Here is an 18,182-nt window from a genome sequence, read left to right on the forward strand (position 1 = left end):
TCTACGAGAACAGCGTGAAGATCAGGTTGTCCCACCACTCGGCGATGACGCTGAGATACGCCCGGCCGATCGTGGTGACCGCGAGCGCGGCGGCCATGGCGGCGATCGCCGAGGCGAGCAGGAGGACCAGCGAGGATCCGGAGAGGCTCTGGCGGTACAGCCGGCTGACCCCCTTCGCGTCGACGAGCTTGCCGCCGAGCTTCAGCCGGGTCAGGAACGTGGACGCCATGCCGCCGCGGCCCTTGTCGAGGAACTCGATGAGGGTGTTGTGGGTGCCGACCGCGACAAGCAGCGACGCGCCCTTCTCGTCGGCCAGCAGCATCGCGATGTCCTCGCTGGTGGCGGCGGCCGGGAACGTGATCGCCTCGACGCCGAGCCGCTGGACGCGGGCCAGCCCGGGCGCGCGGCCGTCCGGATACGCGTGCACGACGACCTCGGCCCCGCACCGCAGCACGTCGTCGCTCACGGAGTCCATGTCGCCGATGATCATGTCGGGGGTGTACCCGGCCTCGGCCAGCGCGTCCGCGCCGCCGTCGACACCGATCAGGACGGGTTTGTACTCCCTGATGTACGGACGCAGCACATCGATGTCGGCCTTGTAGTCGTAGCCGCGCACCACGATCAGGCAGTGCCGCCCGGCGATCTGGGTCTGGATCTCGGGTACGCCCACGCCGTCGAGGAGGAGCGCCCGCTCCTGCTTGAGGTACTCCAGCGTGTTGGCCGCGAACGCCTCCAGCTGTACCGAGAGCCCCTGCCGGGCCCCGGCCATCGCCTCGGCGACGGTCTCGGCGTCCTGGCGCACGCCCTTGGCGACGGCCTCCTCGCCGACGAACACGGTGTCGCCCTCGATGCGCACCGATTCGCCCTCGCGGAGCCGGTCGAACAGCTCCTCGCCGAGGTCGTCGACGAGCGGCACGCCGGCCTTGATCAGGCCCTCCGGCCCGAGGTTGGGGTATCGCCCGGACACCGACGGCTTCGCGTTGAGCACCGCCGTGACCCCCGAGGCGGCCAGCGAGTCGGCCGCCACCCGGTCGAGATCCACGTGGTCGATGACCGCGATGTCCCCGGGCCGCAGTCGTCCCACCAGGCGCTTCGTCCGCCGATCGAGCCGCACCACGCCGGCGATGACACCCGGCTCGGCGGACCGGGTGCGGCGCAAGGTTGGAAGTCGCATCACACCCATCCTGGCATGGCCGCGTGCGGAAAGCCGCGTACGACATGTCCACGAGCAGGTGGTACGCCCCATTTCACGTCCCGGCGTGACGCCGGTCACCCTTTTCAGTCTGTCAATTGCCCGACACGGCGTGTGCGTATTTGCGACGCAGGGGCCGCGCTCAAGTCAGCGGAGAGGAAGCAAAGTGAGGGAGACGCCCGATGGGAACCATGTCGTCGATCCGCTTGACCCGCGTGCCAAATCTCGCCGGCCAGACCCCGGCCGAGGCGACCGCGGCCCTACGCGCCGCCGGACTCGAGCTCGGAGTGATCCGCGAGATCGGACCGGCGGGCACCATGGTCGTCCTGGAACAGTCCACCCTGGCCATGACCGTCGCGCCGGTCGGCACGAGGGTCAACCTGCTCGTCGGCCGGCGCTGAGCACCGGCGGGCCGGTTCGGCGATGACCAGCACCACCGCGGCGCCGGCGTAGGCGAGATGAGCCCGGGCCATCGCGGCCCACAGGCTCGCCCCGAGCGCCGTCCAACCCTGCAAGCGCGCCGCCGGGTATCCGTCCACCCCGGCGGCGAGCGAGGACGCCGATCGGCCCGCGGGCCTTCCCCGGCGGCCGCCGCCGCGACAGGCCGGACGCCGGGCGGCGGCGAGATCTACGCCCGGCTCTTTTCCCGATCCGCGACCGACAGCAGCTCCTCGGCGTGCGCGATCCCCAGGTCGGAGTCGGGCAGCCCGGCCAGCATCCGGGCCAGCTCACGAGCCCGGTCGGTGTGCTCCACGACGGTGACGCCGCTGGTGGTGACCGCTCCCCCGGTGTCCTTGGCGACCACGAGGTGCCGGTCGGCGAACGCCGCGACCTGCGGGAGGTGCGTCACGACCAGGACCTGGTGGTCGCGGGCCAGCCGGGCCAGCCGCTTGCCGATCTCCACCGCCGCGGTCCCGCCGACACCGGAGTCGACCTCGTCGAAGACGAGCGTCGGCGGCCCCCCGGCTCCGGCGAACACGACCTCGATCGCGAGCATCACCCGGGACAGCTCGCCCCCGGACGCCCCCTTCTGCAGCGGCTGGGCCGGTGCCCCCGGGTGCGGCAGGAGCCGCAGCTCGATGTCGTCGGCACCGTCGGGGCCGACGCCGCTCTCGCCGGCGGCGGTGGTCACGCTCGGCCCGTTGCCGACCGCCTTCGGCTGCACCACGACCTGGATCCGGGCGTGCGGCATGGCCAGCCCGGCCAGCTCGACCGTCACGTCGGCGGCGAACCGGCCGGCCGCCTCGTGCCGGGCCGCGGACAGCACCGCCGCCAGCTCCGCGACCTCGCCGTGCAGGCGCTGGCGCTCCCGGTCGAGCTCGTCGAGGAGCTCGTCGGAGCTGTCCAGCTCCGACAGGCGGGTGCGGGCGTGATCGGCCCAGGCCACGACGCCGTCGACGTCCTCGGCGTATTTGCGGGTCAGGGCCCGCAGCGCCGCCCGCCGCTCGTAGACCTCCTCGAGGCGGCCCGGGTCGGCGTCGAGCGAGGCCAGGTAGGTGCCGAGCTCGGTGGAGACGTCCCCGGCCAGGGTGGCGACCTCGTCGAGGCGCACGGCCAGGTCACCCAGGACCCGGTCGACGCCGGACTGGGCCTCCAGGGTCCGCCGGGCGGTCGCGATGAGGCTCAGCACGTCGGCCACGTCGTCGCCGCCGTCGCCGGTGCCGGACATCGCCACGTGCGCGAGCTGGGCCGCGGAGCGCAGGCCCTCGACGTGCTCGAGCCGCTGGGCCTCCTCGCGCAGGAGCTCGTCCTCGCCGGGCTGCGGGTCGACCCGGGTGATCTCGTCGAGGCCGAGCTTGAGCAGCTCCGCCTCCTGGCCGCGCTGCCGGGCGTTGGCCCGCCGGTCGGCCAGGTCGTCCTCGACGGCCCGCCACCGGTTGTACAGCTCCGCGAACTGCCCGAGCAGCTTCTCGTGCTCCGGCCCGGCGTAGCGGTCCAGCGAGCCGCGCTGCTCGGCCGGGCGCAGCAGCCGCAGCTGGTCGGACTGGCCGTGCAGGGCGAAGACCCGCTCGCCGACCTCCGACAGCAGCGACACCGGCACCGTCCGGCCGCCGACGTGGGCGCGGGAGCGGCCCTCGGCGGTAAGCGTGCGGCTGATCAGCAGGCTGCCGTCGTCGTCGACCGTGGCGCCGGCGTCGGCGATGCGGCTCTCCACCGCGGTCCGCACGTGGGTCGGCAGCGTCAGCCGGCCGTCGACGGTGGCCCGGCCCGGGTCGGCGCGCACCCTTCCCGCGTCGGCGCGGCCGCCGAAGAGCAGGTTGAGGCTTGTCACGACCATGGTCTTGCCCGCGCCGGTCTCGCCCGTGATGACCGTGAGGCCCGGGCCGAGAGGCAGGGTGGCGTCTTCGATCACGCCCAGTCCGGTAATGCGGAGTTCCTCCAGCACACGAGGAACACTAGCCGCGGGGTACGACAGTTCTCCACTCAGCCATGACGTTTTTGATGCCGCCACCCATCGACCGGCAGGCCGAACTTCGCCACGAGACGGTCCGTGAAGGCTCGCTCACGCAGCCGCACCACCCGGACGGGGAGGACGCCGCGGCGCACTGTCACCGTCGAGCCGGGAGCGAGGTCCATCACGCGCCGGCCGTCACACGACAGCAGCGCGAAGTGCGTGAACGGCTCCACGTTGACCGTGATCGTCGACTCCGGCGTGATCACCAGGGGCCGGCTGAACAGCGCGTGGGCCGAGATCGGCACGAGCAGCAGCGCCTCCAGCTCCGGCCAGACGACGGGGCCGCCGGCCGAGAACGCGTACGCCGTCGAGCCCGTCGGCGTGGCGCAGACGACACCGTCGCAGCCGTACCGCGACAGGGGCCGCCCGTCCACCTCGACGAGCAGCTCCAGCATCTTCTCGCGGGCGCCCTTCTCCACGGTGACCTCGTTGAGCGCCCAGGACTGCCCGACCAGCTGCCCGCCGTGCTCGGCGGTCACGTCGATCGTGAGGCGCTCATCCACCGTGTACGAACCCTCGACGATCTCCCGCACCGCCTTGTCGACGTCGCCGATCTCGGCCTCGGCCAGGAATCCGACCTTGCCGAGGTTGATCCCCAGCAGCGGCGCCTTGGCCGGGCGGGCCAGCTCCGCCGCGCGCAGCAGCGTGCCGTCGCCACCCAGGGCGAACACGATCTCGGCACCCTGCGCGGCCGCCTCCCCGCTGACCGGCACCGCCTGCGGGATCGCCAGATCACGGGCCTCGTCGGCGAGGACGCGGACGGTGAACCCGTTGTCGAGCAGGTCCTTGGCCACGGTCCGGGCGTGGTCGTTGTTGCTGGCTTTACCCGTGTGGGTGACCAGCAAAGCTTCCCGAACGCTCACGCCATCACCTCTCCCTCGACGACTTCCTGGACCGCCGCCGGGTCCACCGGCGGGGCGTCGCGCCGCAGCCACAGGAAGAACTCCACGTTGCCCTGCGGCCCCGGCAGCGGGCTGCGGGCCACGCCGGCGACGCCGAGCCCCAGCCCGGCGGCCGCGGCGGCGACGTCGAGCACCGCCGCCGTCCGCAGTGCCGGATCCCGGACGACACCGCGGTCGCCCAGCGCTTCTTTACCCACCTCGAACTGCGGCTTCACCATCGGCACCAGGTCACCGTCGGAGCCGGTGCAGGCGAGCAGGGCCGGCAGCACCAGCCGCAGCGAGATGAACGACAGGTCGGCCACCGTCAGGTCGCACGGGCCGCCGATCTGCTCCGGCGTCAGCGTGCGCACGTTCGTCCGCTCGATGACCAGGACCCGCTCGTCGGTCCGCAGGGACCAGGCGATCTGGCCGTACCCGACGTCGACCGCCGCCACCGCCGAGGCCCCCCGCCGCAGCAGCACATCGGTGAACCCGCCCGTCGAAGCGCCCGCGTCCAAGCAGCGGCGGCCCTCGACCGACAGGCCCGCGGGGGTCAGCGCGCCGAACGCGTCAAGGGCACCGGCGAGCTTGTGCCCGCCCCGCGAGACGTACTCGTCCTGCGCCGACTCCACCACCCGCACCGGGTCCGCGGGGTCGACCTGGGCCGCGGCCTTGCCCGCGGGGGTACCCCGCACCTCCACGCGACCCGCGGCGATCAGCGCCGCCGCCTGCTCCCGGGAGCGGGCCAGCCCCCGACGCACGAGCTCCGCGTCGAGTCGGTTCCGGCGCGCCATCTGCCAGCAGCTCCCTGTTTCCGAACTAACGTTCCTCGATCGTGCCGAGCGTCTCCTGCAGTGTGCGGTGCGCCTCGGCGTACACCGAAACCTGCTGCCGCAACGGAAGCGACGCTACCTCGCTCAACGCCGCAACCGCCGCCTCGACCCGGCCGATCACGCCGGTCCCGGGCGGCCCGGGCACCGGCGCAGGTCCGGGACCAGGGATCGGGGCCGTCACGACGCCGTCTTCCGGGGCCCGCGAGTGGCCTTCTTCACGGGCAGCTTGTCCGACGCCGGCCCGACATCGGAGGCCGCCGCGACCTGCTCGATGGCCTTCTTGGCCACGGCCTTCTTCGCGGGCGCCGTCTTGGCCGGCGGCACTGCGGTAGCCACCGCCTTCGCGGGAGCGATTTTCTTCGCCACAACCTTCCGTACGGGCGCCGGCGCAGCTTCGATCACTTCCGCGCCGACCGGCGGGGCCGGCTCGTGCGGCGGCGCGAGCGCGTTGACCGTCGCCTCCTTGAGCTGCGCCTCGAGCTCGTGCACCCGCGTCGTGAGCGCCGAGACCTCGTCCGCGGTGGCCAGCCCGACCGCGCCGAGCGCCCGGTCCAGCTCGTAGCGCACCAGCTTGGTCAGCGCCTCCCGGTTCGTCGACCCGGCCCTGAGCAGGTCCTCGGCCATCGACTGCAGCTGCTCAGCCGTCGCACCGCTCTTGCCGACCAGGCGCCGGACCGTCTTGGTCGCCTTTTTCGTGGTGGCCTCGGTCATGCCGTAGGCGAGCTCCAGATAGGCCCGCCATGCTTCCTGCGCCATATTGCGCCTCTCCTCCAGGTGGTGTACGCCATCACGCTACCGGGCGGGCCACGGCGACGTACGGTACCGTCACATTCCACGGCAGGCGTATGAGGACGGGATTTTCGCGCAATGGCAACGGTTGACGAGTGTCGGGCCGCCCTGTTGAAGCTCGCTGATCGGCTGGGCTCCAGCGCCGCCAACGGCGCCCGGGAGAAGCTCGACTTCGACCGTACCCTGGCCTGCCGCATCACCGACCTCGACGTGGCCTTCCACGGCCGCCTCAACAACGGCGAGATCACCGGCCTGACCGACGGCGACGATCCGCGCGCGAAGATCAAGCTGACCTCCTCCAGCGACGACCTCGTAGCCCTGGTCAACGGCCAGCTCAACGTCATGTCGGCGTGGACGAGCGGCCGCATCAAGATCGATGCCGGCGTGATGGATCTGCTGAAGCTCCGCAAACTGCTCTGACGCCCCGAACCCACTTCGGCCTGCCGCAGTGGTGCATGACGATATGTCGGGCGCTGCGCGCCTCGACATATCGGACTTATCGCCCGACGGGGTATTCGTCCGAATAGGTGGCTACCACGCCGAGGTTTTCGCAGCTCAGGTCAGTCGTAGCCACTGCAGCGCAGCGCGGGCGGCCTCGCCCTGCGCCACGACCGGACGGACCTCGCCGGCGGCCCACGCGACCTGGCACAGTGCCAGCAACGCGTCGACGGGCCGCCCGTCGCCCGCGAGCTCCCACTGCCCCGGCCGCTCCGACACGACCCATTGATCTTCGGTGGGTACCCCGCGCGCCGGCTCGAAAAGCCCGGCCAGGTCCGCGGCCACGAACGTCGGACGCCGCTCGACCGGAGCCGCCAGCAGCTCGGCCGCGTCGCTCACCCCGGTCAGCACGAACAGGCTGTCCATCCCCGCCCGATACGCGCCCTCGATGTCCGTGTCCAGCCGATCGCCCACGACGAGCGGCCGCTGCGCCCCGCGCTCCCGCGCCGACTCCAGGAACAGCGCCGGATCGGGCTTGCCGACGATCGTGTCCGGCGGCCGGCCGAGCGCGGTGGCCAGCGCTGCGACGAGCGCCCCGTTGCCGGGCAGCGGCCCCCGCGGCGACGGCAGTGTCCGATCGGCGTTGGTGGCGATCCAGGTCGCCCCGCCGCGAATCGCGACCGCGGCGTCACCGAGGTCCCGCATCCGCACATCCGGCCCGTACCCCTGCACGACGACCCGCGCCCGCTCGGCCTCCGCGACAGGCGTCAGCCCGGCCGCGGCCACCTCGTCCCGCAGCGCCTGCGCCCCGAGGACCAGCACCGGCGTCCCCGGCTCGAACCGCTCCGCCAGCAGCAGCGCCGTCGCGTGCGCCGACGTGACGACCTCCCGCTCCTCGGCCGGAATCCCGATCCGAGTGAGCAGCGCCGCGACGTCACCGGGCAGCCGCGAGGCGTTGTTCGTCGCATACGCGCTGGGGATGCCCCGCTCGCGCAGCTTCGCGCACGCCTCGGCAGCACCGGGGATGACCTGATCGACGAGGTACAGCACCCCGTCCAGATCGAAGATCACCAGGTCGTAGTGCCCGACCAGGTCATCCCCGGGCTGCCCGCCGGTCACGCCTTGTTCTTCCCGTCCGTGTCGCCCTTGTCGGCGGCCTCGGTGCGGCCCGGCGCGTCCGAGTCAGCCTCGTCGTCGGCCGCACCGCGCCCGGCACCGTCACCGTCGGCGTCATCGGCCTTGCGGGCCTTGCCGCCGTCCGCGTCGTGGTCGCCGTCCGCCTCGTCGTCGGCCGCACCGCGCCCGGCACCGTCACCGTCGGCGTCATCGGCCTTGCGGGCCTTGCCGCCGTCCGCGTCGTGGTCGCCGTCCGCCTCGTCGTCTACGCCGTCGTCGCCCCGGTCGTCTCCGCCCCGGTCGTCATCGTCGTAGTCGCCGTCTTCATCGTCTTCGTCGTCGTAGCCGTCCCGGTCCTCGTCATCGTCCCGGTCGTCTTCGCCGTCTTCATCATCGTCGTCGTCTTCGTCGTCGAGGTCTTCGTCCTCGTCGTCGTAGTCGTCGTCGTCGCGATCGTCCTCGTCGTCCTCATCGAGGTCGTCGTCGTCATCGTCGTCGTCATCGTCGTCGAGGTCTTCGTCCTCGTCGTCGTAGTCGTCGTCGCGGTCCTCGTCGTCGTCCGAGTCGTCCGCGTCCCGGTTGTCCTCGTCCTCGTCCTCGTCGTCGTCGGAGGCGGCCGGGCGGACGTCATCGCCGTCAGCCTCGTCGTCGTCCTCCGCGTCGCCGTCGAGAGTGATCCCGTCGAGCTCCAGCAGCCGCTCGGCCGCGTCGGTACGCAGCTCCTCGTCCAGGTCGGCGGCGCGCGCAAACCATTCCCGCGCCTCTTCCCGCCGCCCGGCCCGCAGGAGGGCATCGGCGTACGCGTATCGCAGCCGCGCGGCCCAGGGCGCCTCCGGAGCCGAGGTCAGCTCCCGCACCTGCAGCATCGCCACCGCAGCATCGGTCTGCCCGAGGTCGCCCCGGGCCCCCGCCGCCACGATGAGCAGCTCGACGATCTCCTCGGCCGAGAGCCGCTCCCGATCCGCGGTCCGGAAAAGATCGATCGCCTTTTCCGGCCGCCCGAGCGCCCGCTCACAATCCGCGATGACCGCGATGTGCGTCTGCTTTCCGGTCATCCGGTGGTACGTCCGCAGCTCACCCAGCGCCGTCTGCCACTCCCCCGCGTGGTAGGCCGCGAGCCCGGCCGCCTCCCGGACGACAGCGATCCGCGACGCCTTCCGCCGCGCGACGAGCGCATGCGCGAGCGCCAGCTCCGGGTCGTCGTCGATCAGCTGCCCCGCGGCGATGAGCCGGCGAGCAACCTCCTCAGCGACGGGCCGGGCGAGCGAGCTCAGCTCCGAGCGCACCTCACGGTCCAGCTCCGACGGCTCGATGTCGTCCGACAGCACCGGGTCCGCGACCCGGCTGACGGTCTCGTCACCGCTCTCGTCACTGCTGACGAACCCCGGGTCACTCGTCCGCGGCCGATACCCGCCGGCATCGGTGCGCCGCAGCCCCTCGGCCCGCTGGAAACCACCCGAGCGCCCGCCGGCGTCCCGATCGCGATCCCCCCGGAACCCGCCACCGTCACGCTGCTGGCCGTCCCGACCACGGAACCCGCCATCACGCGAACCGCCGTCACGCCCACGGAACCCACTGTCCCGGTCGCGATACGGCCGGTCCCCACGGGGAGCGCCACCATCGCGGTCACGGAACGGCCGATCCCCACGGGGAGCCCCGTCCCGGTCACGGAACCCGGAAGGCCGGTCCCCACGCGGAGCACCGCCGTCACGGTCACGGAACGGCCGATCCCCACGGGGAGCACCACCATCGCGGTCGCGGAACGGCCGATCCCCACGCGGAGGCCCACCATCCCGATCACGGAACGGCCGATCCCCACGGGGAGCACCACCATCGCGGTCGCGGAACGGCCGATCCCCACGCGGAGGCCCACCATCCCGATCACGGTACGGCCGGTCGCCACGGGGAGCACCACCATCGCGGTCGCGGAACGGCCGATCCCCACGCGGCGGCCCACCATCCCGATCCCGATAGGGCCGGTCCCCACGAGGCGCGCCGTCCCGATCCCGGAACCCGGAAGGCCGATCCCCACGCGGAGCACCGCCGTCACGGTCACGGAACGGCCGATCCCCCCGGGGGGCACCGCCGTCGCGGCTCTGGTACGGCCGGTCCCCACGCGGAGGCCCACCGTCACGGTCGCGATACGGCCGGTCTCCACGGGGAGCCCCGTCCCGGTCCCGGAACCCAGAGGGCCGATCCCCACGGGGAGCGCCACCGTCACGGTCACGGAACGGCCGATCTCCACGGGGAGCGCCGCCATCACGGCTCTGATACGGCCGATCTCCACGGAACCCACCGCCGGACCGGTCGCCGCCATCGCGGCTCTGGTACGGCCGGTCGCCACGCGGCGGCCCGCCATCCCGGTCACGATAGGGCCGATCCCGGAACCCACCACGGTCGCCATCACGGAACCCGCCACCACTGCTACTGCCGCGGTCCCGGAAGCCACCAGCGTCACGATCGCGGAAGGGCCGATCTCCACGGGGAGCGCCACCATCGCGGTCACGGAAGGGGCGGTCCCCACGGGGAGCGCCGCCGGCGTCACGGTCGCGGTACGGACGGTCCCCACGGGGAGCGCCGCCGGCGTCACGGTCGCGGTACGGACGGTCCCCGCGCGGAGCTCCGCCGTCGCGGAAGGGACGGTCCCCACGCGGAGCACCGCCGGCGTCACGGTCGCGGTACGGCCGGTCCCCACGGGGGGCACCGCCGTCGCGGAACGGCCGGTCGCCTCGAGGAGCGCCACCATCCCGGTCGCGGAAGGGCCGGTCGCCACGGGGAGCGCCACCGTCACGGAACCCCGAAGGCCGATCGCCGTCACGCCCGCCCCGGTAGCCGCCGGAGCCGCCACCATCCCGGTCGCGGTACGGCCGGTCTCCGCGCGGCGCGCCATCGCGGTCCCCGCGGTACCCGCCGCCGGCGGCCCGATCACCGCGGTAACCACCACGGTCGTCTCCGCGCGACCCGGACCCCGACCTGGAGCCGGAGCCCGATCGCGGTGCAGACCCCGATCGCGAGTCATCCCTGCGCGGCCGCCGTGGGCCGCCGTCCCGGCCCTCGCCGTCGCCGCCGTTCGGCATTGCGTTCACGACTCTCATCCTTCCCGACCGGGGTAGGCCCATGCACTTGACCCGGCAATCGGCCCAGCCACACGCGGCCGGCTTCACTGAAAGAGAACCCGGGCCGCGCCACATGCGCCTGACCTGGGCAGATAATCCCGGACCCGCGTTCGTATTCGCAGGGTCCGGAAACGAATCAAGGGCCGCCCAATAGGGCGACCCTTGATCGAAGTTAGTCCGGCGGCGTCCTACTCTCCCACACTCTCGCGGGTGCAGTACCATCGGCGCTGGAGGGCTTAGCTTCCGGGTTCGGAATGGGACCGGGCGTTTCCCCTCCGCTATGGCCGCCGTAACACTATGAACCTGTCAACCCCCGCACACCACCACAACCAGAACCCTGGCGGGTGGGTGCGATCTGGTATTGGTTCAGAATCACACAGTGGATGCAAAGCAGTCTCTACAACTCGAAGTGTAGGTCAAGTCCTCGGCCTATTAGTACCGGTCAGCTCAAACCTGTTACCAGGCTTCCACTTCCGGCCTATCAACCCAGTGGTCTCGCTGGGGGCCTTAACCCTCAAGGGGTGGGATACCTCATCTCGAAGCGAGCTTCCCGCTTAGATGCTTTCAGCGGTTATCCCTTCCGAACGTAGCCAACCAGCCGTGCCCTTGGCAGGACAACTGGCACACCAGAGGTTCGTCCGTCCCGGTCCTCTCGTACTAGGGACAGCCCTTCTCAAGTATCCTACGCGCACGGCGGATAGGGACCGAACTGTCTCACGACGTTCTAAACCCAGCTCGCGTACCGCTTTAATGGGCGAACAGCCCAACCCTTGGGACCTACTCCAGCCCCAGGATGCGACGAGCCGACATCGAGGTGCCAAACCATCCCGTCGATATGGACTCTTGGGGAAGATCAGCCTGTTATCCCCGGGGTACCTTTTATCCGTTGAGCGACACCGCTTCCACTTGCCAGTGCCGGATCACTAGTCCCGACTTTCGTCCCTGCTCGACCTGTCAGTCTCGCAGTCAAGCTCCCTTGTGTACTTGCACTCAACACCTGATTGCCAACCAGGCTGAGGGAACCTTTGGGCGCCTCCGTTACCTTTTAGGAGGCAACCGCCCCAGTTAAACTACCCACCAGACACTGTCCCTGAACCGGCTCACGGCCCAAGGTTAGATACCCAAATCCAACAGAGTGGTATTTCAAGCTTGCCTCCACCCCCACTGGCGTGAGGACTTCACCGGCTCCCACCTATCCTACACAATCGAATTCGAGTACCAATGTCAAGCTATAGTGAAGGTCCCGGGGTCTTTCCGTCCTGCCGCGCGTAACGAGCATCTTTACTCGTAGTGCAATTTCGCCGGGCCTGTGGTTGAGACAGTGGGGAAGTCGTTACGCCATTCGTGCAGGTCGGAACTTACCCGACAAGGAATTTCGCTACCTTAGGATGGTTATAGTTACCACCGCCGTTTACTGGCGCTTAAGTTCTCCGCTTCGCCCTCACGGACTAACAGGTCCCCTTAACGTTCCAGCACCGGGCAGGCGTCAGTCCATATACGTCGTCTTACGACTTAGCATGGACCTGTGTTTTTAGTAAACAGTCGCTTCCCCCTGGTCTCTGCGGCCACCAACCGCTCCACCAGCACGTGGTCTCACCATCGGTGGCCCCCCTTCTCCCGAAGTTACGGGGGCAATTTGCCGAGTTCCTTAACCACAGTTCGCCCGATCGCCTCGGTATTCTCTACCTGACCACCTGTGTCGGTTTGGGGTACGGGCCGCTCGAAACTCGCTAGAGGCTTTTCTCGGCAGCATGGGATCACTGGCTTCACCTGAACGGCTCCGCATCACGCCTCACCCTCATGTGCTGCGGATTTGCCTACAGCACGGGCTACACGCTTGCCCCGGCACAACCACCGGCCGGGTCCAGCTACCCTCCTGCGTCACCCCATCGCTTGCCTACTACCACCCGAGTTCCGAAACGCCGGCCATCCCCCCGAAAGGTTCAAGCCATTGTGACGTTAGTACAAGCAGGTTCAGCATGGACGCTTCTACGCGGGTACGGGAATATCAACCCGTTGTCCATCGACTACGCCTCTCGGCCTCGCCTTAGGCCCCGACTCACCCAGGGCGGATTAGCCTGGCCCTGGAACCCTTGGTCATCCGGCGGCAGGGTTTCTCACCCTGCTTTCGCTACTCATGCCTGCATTCTCACTCGCGTCACCTCCACGGCTGGATCACTCCGCCGCTTCACCGGTGACACGACGCTCCCCTACCCATCCACACACCTGGACCACGAAGGCCTAGTACACGTGTGAATGCCACAGCTTCGGCGGTGTGCTTGAGCCCCGCTACATTGTCGGCGCGGAACCACTTGACCAGTGAGCTATTACGCACTCTTTCAAGGGTGGCTGCTTCTAAGCCAACCTCCTGGTTGTCTATGCGACCCCACATCCTTTACCACTTAGCACACGCTTAGGGGCCTTAGCTGGTGATCTGGGCTGTTTCCCTCTCGACTACGAAGCTTATCCCCCGCAGTCTCACTGCCACGCTCTCACTTACCGGCATTCGGAGTTTAGTTGACTTCAGTAAGCTTGTAGGCCCCCTAGGCCATCCAGTGCTCTACCTCCGGCAAGAAACACGTGACGCTGCACCTAAATGCATTTCGGGGAGAACCAGCTATCACGGAGTTTGATTGGCCTTTCACCCCTAACCACAGGTCATCCCCCAACTTTTCAACGTTGGTGGGTTCGGCCCTCCACGCGGTCTTACCCGCGCTTCAGCCTGCCCATGGCTAGATCACTCCGCTTCGGGTCTAGGACACGCGACTGAACGCCCTATTCAGACTCGCTTTCGCTACGGCTCCCCCACACGGGTTAACCTCGCCACGTATCGCTAACTCGCAGGCTCATTCTTCAAAAGGCACGCCGTCACCCCTCACCCCAAAAGGCAAGGACGCTCCGACGGATTGTAGGCGCACGGTTTCAGGTACTATTTCACTCCCCTCCCGGGGTACTTTTCACCTTTCCCTCACGGTACTCGTCCGCTATCGGTCACCAGGGAGTATTTAGGCTTACCAGGTGGTCCTGGCAGATTCACGGCAGATTTCAGGAGTCCGCCGCTACTCGGGAACACACCAACACAGATCAAGAATTTTCGTCTACCGGACTCTCACCGTCTACGGTACAGCTTTCCAGCTGACTTCAACTAACCCTTGATTTTCTGACTGTGCGCAAGGCCGGCAGACCAAGCAAGGCACGTCCCACAACCCCAAACATGCAACCCCTGCCGGGTATCACACATGCCTGGTTTAGCCTCTTCCGCTTTCGCTCGCCACTACTCACGGAATCACATGTTGTTTTCTCTTCCTGCGGGTACTGAGATGTTTCACTTCCCCGCGTTCCCCCTCACTGCCCTATGTGTTCAGGCAGGAGTGACACCACATGACTGGTGCCGGGTTCCCCCATTCGGACACCCTGGGATCACAGCTCGGTTGACAGCTCCCCCAGGCCTATCGCGGCCTCCCACGTCCTTCATCGGCTCCTGGTGCCAAGGCATCCACCGTACGCCCTCAGCAACTTGACCACAAAGCAATAAAGATGCTCGCATCCACTGTGCAATTCTCAACCAACACCAGAACCCACACCGTCGTATCAGCCCAAGCCTTCGACATTCACATATCGTGGTCCTTGAACCGGTGCAGATCTCGTCTGAAACCAACCAACCACGTCACCGCGCTGATTGTTTCAGGACCCAACAGGGTGCCTATACGATCGCCACGAACCGCATACCAGAACCATTTCCACTCCAACCTCTCACGAGGCCGGCTGTACTCGATTCCGGGACCGTTGTCCGCAGGACCTTCGCCAGTGTCTCCGCCATTGAGCACCCCACCACCACATTCGGGCGGTGCGGGCTCCTTGCAGGCTTTCGCCTGAAGGTGCTCCTTAGAAAGGAGGTGATCCAGCCGCACCTTCCGGTACGGCTACCTTGTTACGACTTCGTCCCAATCGCCAGCCCCACCTTCGACGGCTCCCTCCACAAGGGTTGGGCCACCGGCTTCGGGTGTTGCCGACTTTCGTGACGTGACGGGCGGTGTGTACAAGGCCCGGGAACGTATTCACCGCAGCGTTGCTGATCTGCGATTACTAGCGACTCCGACTTCACGGGGTCGAGTTGCAGACCCCGATCCGAACTGAGACCGGCTTTTTGGGATTCGCTCCACCTCACGGTATCGCAGCCCTTTGTACCGGCCATTGTAGCATGCGTGAAGCCCTGGACATAAGGGGCATGATGACTTGACGTCATCCCCACCTTCCTCCGAGTTGACCCCGGCAGTCTTCGATGAGTCCCCGGCCGAACCGCTGGCAACATCGAACAAGGGTTGCGCTCGTTGCGGGACTTAACCCAACATCTCACGACACGAGCTGACGACAGCCATGCACCACCTGTGAACGCCCCCGAAGGACACCGTGTCTCCACGGCTTTAGCGCACATGTCAAACCCAGGTAAGGTTCTTCGCGTTGCATCGAATTAATCCGCATGCTCCGCCGCTTGTGCGGGCCCCCGTCAATTCCTTTGAGTTTTAGCCTTGCGGCCGTACTCCCCAGGCGGGGCGCTTAATGCGTTAGCTGCGGCACAGAGAACCGGAGAGGCCCCCCACACCTAGCGCCCAACGTTTACAGCGTGGACTACCAGGGTATCTAATCCTGTTCGCTCCCCACGCTTTCGCTCCTCAGCGTCAGTATCGGCCCAGAGACCCGCCTTCGCCACCGGTGTTCCTCCTGATATCTGCGCATTTCACCGCTACACCAGGAATTCCAGTCTCCCCTACCGAACTCAAGCCTGCCCGTATCAGCTGCAAGCCCACAGTTGAGCTGCGGGTTTTCACAGCTGACGCAACAAGCCGCCTACGAGCTCTTTACGCCCAATAAATCCGGACAACGCTCGCGCCCTACGTCTTACCGCGGCTGCTGGCACGTAGTTGGCCGGCGCTTCTTCTCCAGGTACCGTCACTTGCGCTTCGTCCCTGTCGAAAGAGGTTTACAACCCGAAGGCCTTCATCCCTCACGCGGCGTCGCTGCATCAGGCTTCCGCCCATTGTGCAATATTCCCCACTGCTGCCTCCCGTAGGAGTCTGGGCCGTGTCTCAGTCCCAGTGTGGCCGGTCGCCCTCTCAGGCCGGCTACCCGTCGTCGCCTTGGTAGGCCATCACCCCACCAACAAGCTGATAGGCCGCGAGCCCATCCCAGGCCGAAAAACTTTCCACAAACCACGATGCCGCAGTCCATGAATATTCGGTATTAGCCCCCGTTTCCGAGGGTTATCCCAAAGCCTAGGGCAGGTTACTCACGTGTTACTCACCCGTTCGCCGCTCGAGTACCCCGAAGGGCCTTTCCGCTCGACTTGCATGTGTTAAGCACGCCGCCAGCGTTCGTCCTGAGCCAGGATCAAACTCTCCAACAAAATCTGCGTTGGTGAATCAATCACCCGGCAACAAACTAGTTGTCACCAAAGGAATCCCAGACACACACTCCACATGTGGAGCCCATGCCACGGGGTAAATTTCAATTGGCACTGGCTTAACAAGCACCCTGTTGAGTTCTCAAACAACCAACACACACCGTTTTCACAAGCGATTGTCTCGCTCGCTGCTGCCCGGTGGCGCTTCGTACCGTTCTAGTCTAGCATGTCCGCTCTGCCGTGTCAAGTCCATCTTGCGGCACTCTGTCCGGTTTTGCGAACGCACAACAGCTCTTCCGGATACCCGGTTGAGTGTTGTAGGTTGTCGGCAGGACGTCCGCTGCGGCTCGCTTTCGCGACCCGCGGAGCTCGTCCGTGTCCCTGCCGGGGTCTTACTCTACCCGCTCCGCGTCCGACATCCAAATCGCGTCTGTCGTTCGTCTTGCGGGCACGATCGTTTCCCGGTCACCCGGTAGATGATCGCTTTTGGCTTCCGGCAGGACGCCCGCCGCGGCGCGACTCGCGCTCCGCTTTCTCGTCCGTTTCCCTGCCGGTCATCTACATTACCCGGCCTTCCGATCTCCACCAAATCGATCACTCTCTCTGGTGGCTGACCGGCGCGCCGGGCGCCTGTAGCGAGGACAGAAGTTACACGGCGCCCGGCGTCAGAATCAAATTGAGGTCACCCGGAAGCGAGCTCGACGCCCGCGAAGGTCCGCTTTCCCTTACGCAGCACCAGAAGACCGCCCGCGAGAGCGCGCTCGGCCGGCACGACCTCCTCGGGGTCGGACACCCGCTCGTTGTTCACGTAGGCCCCGCCCTCCGACACGGTCCGCCGTGCCTCGTTGCGGCTGGAGGCGAGCCCGGCCGCGATGAACAGCTCGGCCACCGTCGACCCAGGCCGAGCCTTCACCAGGCCCGCCTCGCTCAGCGCGGCCCGCAGCGTCGACGCCGACAGTTCGCCCAGTGAACCGCGCCCGAACAGCGCCTGACTCGCGGCGATCACCTGCGCGGTCTCCTCGGGCCCGTGCACAAGCTTGATCATCTCCTCGGCGAGGCGCCGCTGCCCGATCCGGGCCGCCGGCCGTTCGGCGGTCTCCTTCTCGATGGCCTCGATCTCCTCGCGCTCCAGGAACGTCAGCTTCCGCAGCAGGCTGCCGACGATCGCGTCCTCCAGGTTCACGAAGTACTGGTACAGCGCGTACGGACTCGTCAGCTCCGCGTCCATCCACAGCGAGCCGCCGCCGGTGGACTTGCCGAGCTTCTCCCCCGCCGCGTTCGTCAGCAGCGGCGTCGCCAGCAGGTGCACCGAGGCGCCTTCGACGCGATGGATCAGGTCGGTGCCCGCCGTGAGATTGCCCCACTGGTCGCTGCCGCCGGTCTGGAGCTTGCAGCCATACCGGCGGTACAACTCCAAAAAGTCCATGCCCTGCAGAATCTGGTAACTGAACTCGGTGTAGCTGATCCCGGCGTCGGAGTTGAGCCGAGCGCTCACCGCGTCCTTCGTGAGCATCTTGCCGACCCGGAAGTGTTTGCCGATGTCCCGCAGGAAGTCGATCGCCGACATCGACGCGGTCCAGTCGTAGTTGTTGACCATCCGCGCCGCGTTGCTGCCGGTGAAGTCGAGGAACGGCTCGATCTGCGCGCGCATCTTCGCGACCCACTCCACGATCTGGTCGACCGAGTGCAGCTGGCGCTCGGCCGATGGCCGCGGGTCGCCGATCAGCCCGGTCGCCCCGCCGACGAGTGCCAGCGGCCTGTGCCCGGCGAGCTGTAAGCGCCGCACCGTGAGGACCTGGAACAGGTGACCGATGTGCAGGCTCGGCGCCGTGGGGTCGAACCCGCAGTAATACGTGATCGGCCCCTTCGCCATCTCCTTGCGGAGTTCGTCGAGGTCGGTCGACAGCGCGATCATGCCGCGCCACTGCAGGTCTTCGAGCACATCGGTCATGGGCGCGATT

The 18,182-nt window shown here is 67.8% G+C and carries 12 protein-coding genes and 3 rRNA genes; 2 read left to right on the top strand and 13 right to left on the bottom strand.

Annotation, left to right across the window (positions count from 1 at the left end; translation table 11 throughout):
• Position 1: 1 nt before the first annotated feature.
• On the bottom strand, positions 2–1,174 hold the full coding sequence (gene steA / locus Dvina_RS41625) for a putative cytokinetic ring protein SteA (RefSeq protein WP_223095765.1): 1,173 nt from the start codon (positions 1,172–1,174) through the stop codon (positions 2–4).
• A 200-nt stretch (positions 1,175–1,374) separates the two neighbouring features.
• On the opposite strand from steA, the gene Dvina_RS41630 reads away from it, so the two are divergent.
• The gene (locus Dvina_RS41630) at positions 1,375–1,593 is read left to right on the top strand and encodes a PASTA domain-containing protein (protein ID WP_223095767.1); all 219 of its coding nucleotides are present in this window, start codon (positions 1,375–1,377) and stop codon (positions 1,591–1,593) included.
• 227 nt (positions 1,594–1,820) lie between these two features.
• Here the strand turns inward: Dvina_RS41630 and recN are convergent, their stop codons facing one another.
• The 5 genes from recN to Dvina_RS41650 are packed head-to-tail and all read right to left on the bottom strand — an operon-like array spanning position 1,821 to position 6,117.
• Positions 1,821–3,578, bottom strand: coding sequence for a DNA repair protein RecN (gene recN, locus Dvina_RS41635; RefSeq protein ID WP_223095769.1), 1,758 nt, complete (start codon positions 3,576–3,578; stop codon positions 1,821–1,823).
• A 38-nt stretch (positions 3,579–3,616) separates the two neighbouring features.
• Positions 3,617–4,510 carry an NAD kinase gene (locus Dvina_RS41640; RefSeq protein ID WP_246655655.1) on the bottom strand — a complete coding sequence of 298 codons (894 nt, stop codon included), beginning with the start codon at positions 4,508–4,510 and terminating at the stop codon, positions 3,617–3,619.
• Positions 4,507–5,322 (bottom strand): TlyA family RNA methyltransferase, encoded by an 816-nt coding sequence (locus Dvina_RS41645; RefSeq protein WP_223095773.1) that lies wholly within the window; start codon positions 5,320–5,322, stop codon positions 4,507–4,509. The genes Dvina_RS41640 and Dvina_RS41645 overlap by 4 nt, the downstream gene beginning before the upstream one ends.
• Positions 5,323–5,347: 25 nt before the next feature.
• Positions 5,348–5,482 carry a hypothetical protein gene (locus Dvina_RS55415; RefSeq protein ID WP_261960438.1) on the bottom strand — a complete coding sequence of 45 codons (135 nt, stop codon included), beginning with the start codon at positions 5,480–5,482 and terminating at the stop codon, positions 5,348–5,350.
• A gap of 56 nt (positions 5,483–5,538) precedes the next feature.
• Positions 5,539–6,117: a hypothetical protein gene (locus tag Dvina_RS41650; protein WP_223095775.1), complete on the bottom strand. Its 579-nt coding sequence runs from the start codon at positions 6,115–6,117 to the stop codon at positions 5,539–5,541.
• Positions 6,118–6,228: 111 nt separating this feature from the next.
• On the opposite strand from Dvina_RS41650, the gene Dvina_RS41655 reads away from it, so the two are divergent.
• The gene (locus Dvina_RS41655) at positions 6,229–6,570 is read left to right on the top strand and encodes an SCP2 sterol-binding domain-containing protein (protein ID WP_223095777.1); all 342 of its coding nucleotides are present in this window, start codon (positions 6,229–6,231) and stop codon (positions 6,568–6,570) included.
• A 135-nt stretch (positions 6,571–6,705) separates the two neighbouring features.
• On the opposite strand, the gene Dvina_RS41660 is transcribed toward Dvina_RS41655, so the two are convergent.
• The 7 genes from Dvina_RS41660 to tyrS all read right to left on the bottom strand — a co-directional run bounded on the left by Dvina_RS41660 (position 6,706) and on the right by tyrS (position 18,172).
• Positions 6,706–7,707 carry an HAD-IIA family hydrolase gene (locus Dvina_RS41660; RefSeq protein ID WP_223095779.1) on the bottom strand — a complete coding sequence of 334 codons (1,002 nt, stop codon included), beginning with the start codon at positions 7,705–7,707 and terminating at the stop codon, positions 6,706–6,708.
• On the bottom strand, positions 7,704–9,032 hold the full coding sequence (locus Dvina_RS41665; RefSeq protein ID WP_246655656.1) for a tetratricopeptide repeat protein: 1,329 nt from the start codon (positions 9,030–9,032) through the stop codon (positions 7,704–7,706). The genes Dvina_RS41660 and Dvina_RS41665 overlap by 4 nt, the downstream gene beginning before the upstream one ends.
• On the bottom strand, positions 8,975–10,210 hold the full coding sequence (locus Dvina_RS41670; RefSeq protein WP_223095781.1) for a hypothetical protein: 1,236 nt from the start codon (positions 10,208–10,210) through the stop codon (positions 8,975–8,977). Before Dvina_RS41670 ends, Dvina_RS41665 begins: the two co-directional genes overlap by 58 nt.
• Before the next feature lie 785 nt (positions 10,211–10,995).
• A 5S ribosomal RNA gene (rrf, locus tag Dvina_RS41675) occupies positions 10,996–11,112 on the bottom strand.
• A 120-nt stretch (positions 11,113–11,232) separates the two neighbouring features.
• A 23S ribosomal RNA gene (locus tag Dvina_RS41680) occupies positions 11,233–14,343 on the bottom strand.
• Between the two features lie 366 nt (positions 14,344–14,709).
• A 16S ribosomal RNA gene (locus Dvina_RS41685) occupies positions 14,710–16,224 on the bottom strand.
• The 16S, 23S and 5S rRNA genes sit together here, the layout of an rRNA operon.
• Before the next feature lie 679 nt (positions 16,225–16,903).
• A complete protein-coding gene (gene tyrS / locus Dvina_RS41690; RefSeq protein WP_223095783.1) occupies positions 16,904–18,172 on the bottom strand; it encodes a tyrosine--tRNA ligase in 1,269 nt (422 codons plus the stop codon).
• Positions 18,173–18,182: the final 10 nt, after the last annotated feature.

Origin of the sequence: Dactylosporangium vinaceum (assembly GCF_019904175.1) — a bacterium.
GTDB lineage: Bacteria > Actinomycetota > Actinomycetes > Mycobacteriales > Micromonosporaceae > Dactylosporangium > Dactylosporangium vinaceum.

Bases quoted from the DNA above. Each gene is read 5' to 3' on its own strand.
- steA (WP_223095765.1), bottom strand. From the start codon at position 1,174: ATGCGACTTCCAACCTTGCGCCGCACCCGGTCCGCCGAGCCGGGTGTC.
- Dvina_RS41630 (WP_223095767.1), top strand. From the start codon at position 1,375: ATGGGAACCATGTCGTCGATCCGCTTGACCCGCGTGCCAAATCTCGCC.
- Dvina_RS41645 (WP_223095773.1), bottom strand. From the start codon at position 5,322: ATGGCGCGCCGGAACCGACTCGACGCGGAGCTCGTGCGTCGGGGGCTG.
- Dvina_RS41650 (WP_223095775.1), bottom strand. From the start codon at position 6,117: ATGGCGCAGGAAGCATGGCGGGCCTATCTGGAGCTCGCCTACGGCATG.
- Dvina_RS41655 (WP_223095777.1), top strand. From the start codon at position 6,229: ATGGCAACGGTTGACGAGTGTCGGGCCGCCCTGTTGAAGCTCGCTGAT.
- tyrS (WP_223095783.1), bottom strand. From the start codon at position 18,172: ATGACCGATGTGCTCGAAGACCTGCAGTGGCGCGGCATGATCGCGCTG.